This is a genomic window from Streptomyces sp. NPDC059010, from assembly GCF_042740355.1.
In the GTDB taxonomy this organism is placed as follows: domain Bacteria; phylum Actinomycetota; class Actinomycetes; order Streptomycetales; family Streptomycetaceae; genus Streptomyces.
In genome coordinates, this window is record NZ_JBHYJA010000026.1 from 78,227 (window position 1) to 84,566 (window position 6,340).

Here is a 6,340-nt window from a genome sequence, read left to right on the forward strand (position 1 = left end):
AGGCCCAGCGCTCGCGAACAGGTAGCGTGCGTATCTCAGCCATCCCGCACAATGGATGACGTAGGTGCGCCCGAGCGCGATTCGGACGCGGACGTCGACGCGGCCCACAGGTCCGCTCCGTCCGCTCGACCGCCTCAAGGCAACCGCACCCGAGAGACGGCGTAGGAGAGAAGCGATACCTGTGAGCGCAGCGACAACGCGAAGCCGCACCCCCGACCGTCTGTGCGCCGAGGCGGTCGACCTCGCCCGCAGCGCCGCCGAGGAGGCCGCCGCGCCCGGCGTCGTGGGCGAGCACGCGGGTCTGGCCTCAGAGGGCGACCGTGTTGTCACGCACTTCTTCGAGTGCAAGGAGCTCGGGTACCGCGGCTGGCGCTGGGCGGTGACGGTGGCCAGGGCGTCGCGCGCGAAATTCGTGACGCTGGACGAGGTGGTCCTCCTCCCCGGCCCGGACGCGCTCCTCGCCCCCGAGTGGGTGCCCTGGAGCGAGCGTCTGCGCCCCGGCGACATGGGCCCCGGCGATCTGCTCCCCACGGACGCCGAGGACCTCCGGCTGGAGCCCGGCTACTCGGGCGAGGACGAGCCGGTACCGAACGCGCCCGTCTCGCACGAGATGGCCGAGCTGGTGGAGGCGGAGGACGCGGAGGTCACGGCGGGCGCCCCCGCGAACCTGCCGGTGGCCCCGTCGAGAGGCTCGATCGCGGCGGTGGCGGAGGAGCTCGGCATGCGCCGCGCCCGCGTCCTGTCCCGCTACGGCCTGCACGTCGCGGCGGACCGCTGGGAGGAGGGGTACGGCGCGAAGACCCCCATGGCCCAGGCCGCCCCCGCTTCCTGCGTCACCTGCGGCTTCCTCTGCCCCATCGGCGGCTCCCTGGGCCAGGCCTTCGGAGTCTGCGCCAACGAGTTCTCCCCGGCGGACGGCCGGGTCGTATCCCTGACGTACGGCTGCGGAGGCCACTCCGAGGCGGCAGTGATGCCCAAGCCGCCCCGCCCGGCTCCCCCGGTGATCGACGAGACCCGAGTGGACCCGTTCCCCCTGCGCCCGGCACCGGACTCGGGGTCGGTCTCGGTGGGTGCGGACGGGGATTCGGCGGAGTTGGGGCACTCCTAGGGTTCAGGGCACGAGGTTCTTGAGGTCGATGTCGGTCGGGAAAGGGACGGCGGCCTTCAGACGCTCACGGTGAATCCCGGTGGCCACGTACGTGCTGGTCATAGTGTCGAGCTCGTAGGTATGCACGGTGGGGACGCCGGCCTCGTCCTCGATGCGCCAGAAATGGGGGATTCTGGCCTGTGCGTACTTGAAGGGCTTCAGGGACCGGTCACGGTCTGCCGACTCCTCCGAGACGACCTCGATGACCAGGGCGACGTCGGCGGGTGCGTACCAGGTGCGGTCGGGGTCGTATGCGGCCGTGGTGACCAGGATGTCGGGCTCCGGGCGGCTCTTCTTGTCGAGCCGGACGGTCATCTCGCGCTCGGTCTCGAATCCCTCGGGGGCCGATTGCCGCAGGGCGAAGGTCAGGTTCTCCACCAGCCGGGAGTGCCAGGACCGCTGCGGCGAAATCCTGAAAATCAGGGCTCCGTCGATGAGTTCGGTGTGCCGCGGTGCCTGGGGGAGATGGTCGAGGTCGTCCGCTTCCCAGCCGCTCGGCCTGGGCGGGATCATGCAGTCGGGGAGGCCGGAGGTCACGGCTCGCTCCCTGGGCAGCCCCTTCGGCTCCGAAGGCGAGAAAGCACCTCGGGTCCGTGGTCGGACGGAGGGATCGTCAGGATGTCGTCCGCTCGTCGGCTTGGCCCTCGGCCTTGTACCGGGGCAGGTTCTCCGTCGAGATCGTCCAGTCCGCGATGGTGACGTCTTCGCCGTACATGAAGTCCTTGCGGGTCGCGTAGCGGGGGCCGTCGGGGGTGGAGTGGATGTCGGTGAGGACGGCGCCGGTTCCGGTGCGGGGGTCGAAGATCGCGTAGACGGGGATGCCGATCAGGGGGTAGTCGCGTACCTTGCTCACCCAGTCGTTGTCGGGGTTGGAGCGGGAGACGATCTCGATGGCGGCGATGAGCGTTCGGGGATCGAAGGACCCTGGGACGTACATGTCTGCCATGGCGATGACCATCACGTCGGGACGGCGCATGATGCCTTCGGACGCGTCCTCGACGTCGGGTTCGCCCGTGTGGGCCACATTCTCATCCGGCATCACCTTTTCGAGGCGCTTCCGAAGATGCAGGGTGGTCAGCTCGTGCGGACCGACGGGCGCCATCATGTCGTGGACGATTCCTTCTTTGGTGACTTCGAATTTGCCGGGCAGGGTGTCGTCCATGGACTGGACGAAGTCCCGCATAGCCCGATACCGGTGGGAGGCGCCCTGTCGCGCGTTGTCCGGGGCGATGGTCATGGCGCTCGCTCCTCGTGGTCTGTGCCCAGGGGCAAGGATCGTCGCTTTCATGCTAGGCGGCCTCCAGGAGGTTGGTTCGGCAGTCGCGGCAGCGACCGGGGGCGGGTGAGCGGAATGCGCGGTCGAAGCCGTCGCAGGTCTGGAGCGGGTGGCGGATCGCAGGTGGTGGGGTGAACGGGGGCGGTGGCGGTAGCTGGGTGGTGAGGCGGTGGGCCAGTAGGGCTGCCGGGCGGCACAGGGGGCCGGGTGGGAGGCCGGTGGTCAGGGTGTGGCGTACGGCGGTGGGGGTGACGTCCCGTTCCAGCCAGGCGGCGACGCCGGGGGCCAGGTGGGCTGTGTCGCGCTCGCTGAGCAGTAGGCGGGGGTCGTGGTGGCGGAGCCCGGCGAGGAGGTCGGCGGCCGTCTGGAGGAGGGGTGGGGCCGGGTGGTCCTGGGCGGGGCTGCTGCCGGGCTGGTTGCAGGAGATCGTGCGGGTGACGATGCGGCCGTTGGGGACGCGTTTGCGTTCGCGGCGCAGGTAGCCGTGGGTTTCCAGTTCGCGTAAGGCGGCGGCGATACGGGTCGCGCCCTCGGGGAAGCGGGCGGCGAGGGTCTTGATGTCGACTCGGGCGCCGGAGGGGAGCGACTGGATGTAGACGGCCAGGCCGATAGCGAGGCCCGACAGTTCCGGGTGCTGGGCCAGGTGGTTGCCGATGACCGTGAAGCGGGTGGTGTGGCGGGCGTTGTCGTGGATGAGGCCGCCCGCGTGGGGGTGGTTCTTGCCCGCGATACGGGACTGGGGGTGCGTGGGCGCGCTAGGGTTTTGGGTATCCATCGGGAAGGTCCAGCTTCCTTGGTGGTCAGGCCCTCGCATTGGGATTGCAGTCCCGGCGGGGGCCGTCGTATGTCTGTGGCATATCTGCGGTTGCGTTGCGCCGAGCGTAAGGCAGGCAACCTGTCCCAAATCCAGCCGAGTTGGTGATGTTCACCCGAGAGGGTGAGTTTGCGCCGTGGGCGGGAGGGAGGGGTGGGTTTGGTGGGGTTCTTTCACCGGCTTGGTTCTTGAGGGAGGCCGCCCGCCGCACCGGAGCACGGGTTCCTGGGGCCCGGTGGGACGGTGACCTCGGCCCACACGGTCTTGCGTGGCGCGGGTCCCTCGGAGAATCCCCAGCGGTCCGCGAACGCCTCCACGAGCAGCAGTCCGCGGCCCGACTCGGTTTCGGGGGCGGGGTGTTGGGGGTGCGGGAGGCGGTCACCGCATGTGTCCGTGACCTCGATACGGAGGGTGTCGCCGACGACGTAGAGCAGGAGCAGGAAGTCCCGTCCGGGGATACGGCCGTGCTGGACCGCGTTGGCCGCCAACTCGGCGACCACGTGCGCCGCCGGGTCCAACGGCAGGCCCCAGCTGCGGAGTTGCTCGGTGGCGAGGAGACGGGCGAGGTGGGCGCCGCGGGGCGTGGGGGACAGTTGCACGCTGAAGTTGCGGATGGGGTTGTCGAGTTGGGTGAGGTGGGTGAGTTGGGTCGTGAGGGCGGCGGTTTCTTGATTCACATCACTCAGCGTGGCCGGGCGTGCGTAATGTGAACAGTGACTCAGCGGGTGCGTACGGTGACTGTCGGGTGCTTGTCCAGGGGTGTCCAGGCTGTCCAGACCGGCGTGCGGGTAGGGCGCTGCTGCACTGCGGCGGTACGACGGAGGGGTAGGGCATGACTGCGGTTGACGGCGACGGCGTACGGCTCAAGACCGAGGCGGATGAGCCGGGTTGGGAGGTGGATCCGGACGACGAGTGGGGCGTGGCGGTGATCGCGACCGTGGGGCGGCAACTGAAGCTGCGGCGCGAGGCGGTGGGGATGCGGGCCGGTGAGTTCGGGAGGGCGGTGGGATACGGGGAGGACCTCGTCTACAAGATCGAGGGCGGGAAGCGGATTCCTCGCCAGGAGTATCTGGACAAGGCCGACGAGGTTTTGGACGCGGGTGGACTCCTCTCCGCTGCTTGGGAGGACGTGAAGAAGGTCCGGTACCCGAAGAAGGTTCGGGCGCTGGGAAAGATGGAAGGCCAGGCGGTCGAGATCGGCGTCTACGAGTGCAACAGCGTCCACGGCCTGTTGCAGACGCCCGAGCACGCACGGGCTTTGATTGAGGCAGCGCAACCGCCGTACTCACCCGACGACGTGGAACGTATGGTGGCCGCTCGCTTGGCCCGGCAGTCGGTCTTCGAACGCGACCCGGCTCCGTCAGTTCACTTCGTCCAAGAAGAGGCGCCGCTGCGCCGACAGGTCGGCGGCACAATGGTGTGGCGAGGGCAACTCGAACGTCTGCTGGAGGTGGGGCGTTTGCGTAACGTCACACTCCAGGTCATGCCTACGAACACCGACGCCCATCCCGGACTGGATGGCAAGATCGAGTTGCTGAAGTTCCCGGATGGCACGGCTGTTGGGCGCTCCGATGGTGCGTTCAACGGGCGGCCGACCACCGATCCGAAACAGCTCCGCATCATCGAGCTGCGGTATGGCACCATCCGGGCTCAGGCTCTCTCACCGCGGGAGTCGCTGGCCTTCATCGAGCAATTGCTGGGAGAAACATGATCCGCAAGGCCTCCGCCGGGGACGCCTCCGAACTGGCGTGGTTCAAGAGCAGCTACAGCAGCGGCACTGACGGCGAGTCCTGCGTCGAGATCGCCCCCACCCCGGGCACCATCCACGTCCGCGACTCCAAGTTCCGCGACACCAGCCCCCGCCTCGCCCTCACCCCGCAGGCCTGGACCGGCTTCGTCTCCGCGCTGTGACGGGTCGACCGGCGCTGCGGCCTGTCGGCGAAGATGACCTGGCGGTGCTGGAGCAGGTGACCCAGGATCCGGCGGTGGCAGGTGAGTTCGGGTGGTACGGGTGGTTCGATCTGGGCCGGTACCGGCGGAGGTGGGCGGAGAACAAGCTGATCGGCGAGGACGGCGGCGCGCTCATGGTGGTCCGCGGCAGCGAACCGCTCGGCTTCGTGAGCTGGCGGCGTCGGCCGACGACACCGGCGGTCCACTGCTGGACGATGGGGATCGCGCTGCTGCCGCAGGCCCGCGGCCATGGCTACGGCACCGAGGCGCACCGGTTGCTCGCGCGCTATCTGTTCGCGCACAGCACGGTCCACCGGATCGAGGCCGATACCGAGGTGGACAACATCGCCGAGCAGCGGGCGCTGGAGAAGGCCGGGTTCAGCCGTGAAGGCGTGATGCGCGGTATCGGCTGGCGGGACGGCGCGTGGCGGGACGTGGTGACGTACAGCCTCCTCCGCACCGACCCGCCCGTCTGACCCGTCTGGATCAGCCCCTCACATCGGTAGTGAGAGCAGCCGCACCGGGCCGGAAGGCCAGCGCGCGTTGTCGTGCAGCGGTGTCACCATCGTGCGCAATGGCATGGCCACCACGCGGGATTCGGGTTGTTCGACGAGTACGTCCGTGTCGAGCGGGTGCCATCCGAGGCGTTGGTACAGCGGGACGAGGGGTGGGCGGCAGAACAGGAGGGCGTGCTGAGGGCCCATGGTCCTGGCGTGGCCGAGTGCCGCTGTGATCACGAGGCGGGCCAGCCCCTGTCCCCGTACGTCGGGTGCGACGGCCACTCCGCCGACGCCCACCACCTCTGTCTCCGCGTTCCCGATCGCGATGGGCAGCCGGAGCAGGCCGGCGTGGGCAACGAGTCGGTCGCCGTGTCTGATGCCGAAGTGCTCTTCCTTGGGCAGCCAGGTCAGGCCGGCCTCGTCAACGCCGAAGGGGTCGTCGCCGGTGCCGAGGATTTCGTCCTGGTCGGCCTTCGTGTAGCCGGGGAGTCGTATCGCGGTCGGTGCTGCGGGGAACCGGTTCTCAGGCATGGCCACATGATGATCCGTGGGGGGGGGTGCGCTCGCGGTGTCGTGGCCGGGCGGAGCTAGCCGTCGAGTGGGCCCCCCCCGGGGGGAACTACGTTTTATTTATAGGTCGCCGGCCGGGGCGG

The 6,340-nt window shown here is 69.2% G+C and carries 9 protein-coding genes; 4 read left to right on the forward strand and 5 right to left on the reverse strand.

Annotation, left to right across the window (positions count from 1 at the left end; all coding sequences use genetic code 11):
• Window positions 1-181: 181 nt before the first annotated feature.
• Complete coding sequence (locus ACFWYS_RS27015; RefSeq protein ID WP_384774029.1) at window positions 182-1,108, forward strand: DUF3027 domain-containing protein; 927 nt, start codon at window positions 182-184, stop codon at window positions 1,106-1,108.
• 3 nt (window positions 1,109-1,111) lie between these two features.
• Here ACFWYS_RS27015 and ACFWYS_RS27020 read toward each other — a convergent pair whose 3' ends face one another.
• The 4 genes from ACFWYS_RS27020 to ACFWYS_RS27035 all read right to left on the reverse strand — a co-directional run bounded on the left by ACFWYS_RS27020 (window position 1,112) and on the right by ACFWYS_RS27035 (window position 3,914).
• The gene (locus ACFWYS_RS27020) at window positions 1,112-1,660 is read right to left on the reverse strand and encodes a Uma2 family endonuclease (RefSeq protein ID WP_384774168.1); all 549 of its coding nucleotides are present in this window, start codon (window positions 1,658-1,660) and stop codon (window positions 1,112-1,114) included.
• 100 nt (window positions 1,661-1,760) lie between these two features.
• Window positions 1,761-2,384: a Uma2 family endonuclease gene (locus tag ACFWYS_RS27025; RefSeq protein WP_384774032.1), complete on the reverse strand. Its 624-nt coding sequence runs from the start codon at window positions 2,382-2,384 to the stop codon at window positions 1,761-1,763.
• A gap of 52 nt (window positions 2,385-2,436) precedes the next feature.
• Entirely contained in the window at window positions 2,437-3,198 is a 762-nt protein-coding gene (locus ACFWYS_RS27030) for a helix-turn-helix domain-containing protein (RefSeq protein WP_384774035.1), read from the reverse strand.
• 212 nt (window positions 3,199-3,410) lie between these two features.
• Entirely contained in the window at window positions 3,411-3,914 is a 504-nt protein-coding gene (locus ACFWYS_RS27035) for an ATP-binding protein (RefSeq protein WP_384774037.1), read from the reverse strand.
• A gap of 155 nt (window positions 3,915-4,069) precedes the next feature.
• Here ACFWYS_RS27035 and ACFWYS_RS27040 point away from each other — a divergent pair, with 155 nt between their 5' ends.
• The 3 genes from ACFWYS_RS27040 to ACFWYS_RS27050 are packed head-to-tail and all read left to right on the forward strand — an operon-like array spanning window position 4,070 to window position 5,663.
• Window positions 4,070-4,948 carry a helix-turn-helix domain-containing protein gene (locus ACFWYS_RS27040; RefSeq protein WP_384774040.1) on the forward strand — a complete coding sequence of 293 codons (879 nt, stop codon included), beginning with the start codon at window positions 4,070-4,072 and terminating at the stop codon, window positions 4,946-4,948.
• The gene (locus ACFWYS_RS27045; protein WP_384774043.1) at window positions 4,945-5,148 is read left to right on the forward strand and encodes a DUF397 domain-containing protein; all 204 of its coding nucleotides are present in this window, start codon (window positions 4,945-4,947) and stop codon (window positions 5,146-5,148) included. The genes ACFWYS_RS27040 and ACFWYS_RS27045 overlap by 4 nt, the downstream gene beginning before the upstream one ends.
• A complete protein-coding gene (locus tag ACFWYS_RS27050; protein WP_384774046.1) occupies window positions 5,145-5,663 on the forward strand; it encodes a GNAT family N-acetyltransferase in 519 nt (172 codons plus the stop codon). The genes ACFWYS_RS27045 and ACFWYS_RS27050 overlap by 4 nt, the downstream gene beginning before the upstream one ends.
• An 18-nt stretch (window positions 5,664-5,681) precedes the next feature.
• Here the strand turns inward: ACFWYS_RS27050 and ACFWYS_RS27055 are convergent, their stop codons facing one another.
• Entirely contained in the window at window positions 5,682-6,218 is a 537-nt protein-coding gene (locus ACFWYS_RS27055; protein WP_384774047.1) for a GNAT family N-acetyltransferase, read from the reverse strand.
• Between the last annotated feature and the right edge of the window lie 122 nt (window positions 6,219-6,340).

What these genes read in the sequence shown, in the direction of transcription:
- ACFWYS_RS27020 (WP_384774168.1), bottom strand. Translation starts at nt 1,660, where the DNA reads ATGATCCCGCCCAGGCCGAGCGGCTGGGAAGCGGACGACCTCGACCAT.
- ACFWYS_RS27025 (WP_384774032.1), bottom strand. Translation starts at nt 2,384, where the DNA reads ATGACCATCGCCCCGGACAACGCGCGACAGGGCGCCTCCCACCGGTAT.
- ACFWYS_RS27030 (WP_384774035.1), bottom strand. Translation starts at nt 3,198, where the DNA reads ATGGATACCCAAAACCCTAGCGCGCCCACGCACCCCCAGTCCCGTATC.
- ACFWYS_RS27040 (WP_384774040.1), top strand. Translation starts at nt 4,070, where the DNA reads ATGACTGCGGTTGACGGCGACGGCGTACGGCTCAAGACCGAGGCGGAT.
- ACFWYS_RS27045 (WP_384774043.1), top strand. Translation starts at nt 4,945, where the DNA reads ATGATCCGCAAGGCCTCCGCCGGGGACGCCTCCGAACTGGCGTGGTTC.
- ACFWYS_RS27055 (WP_384774047.1), bottom strand. Translation starts at nt 6,218, where the DNA reads ATGCCTGAGAACCGGTTCCCCGCAGCACCGACCGCGATACGACTCCCC.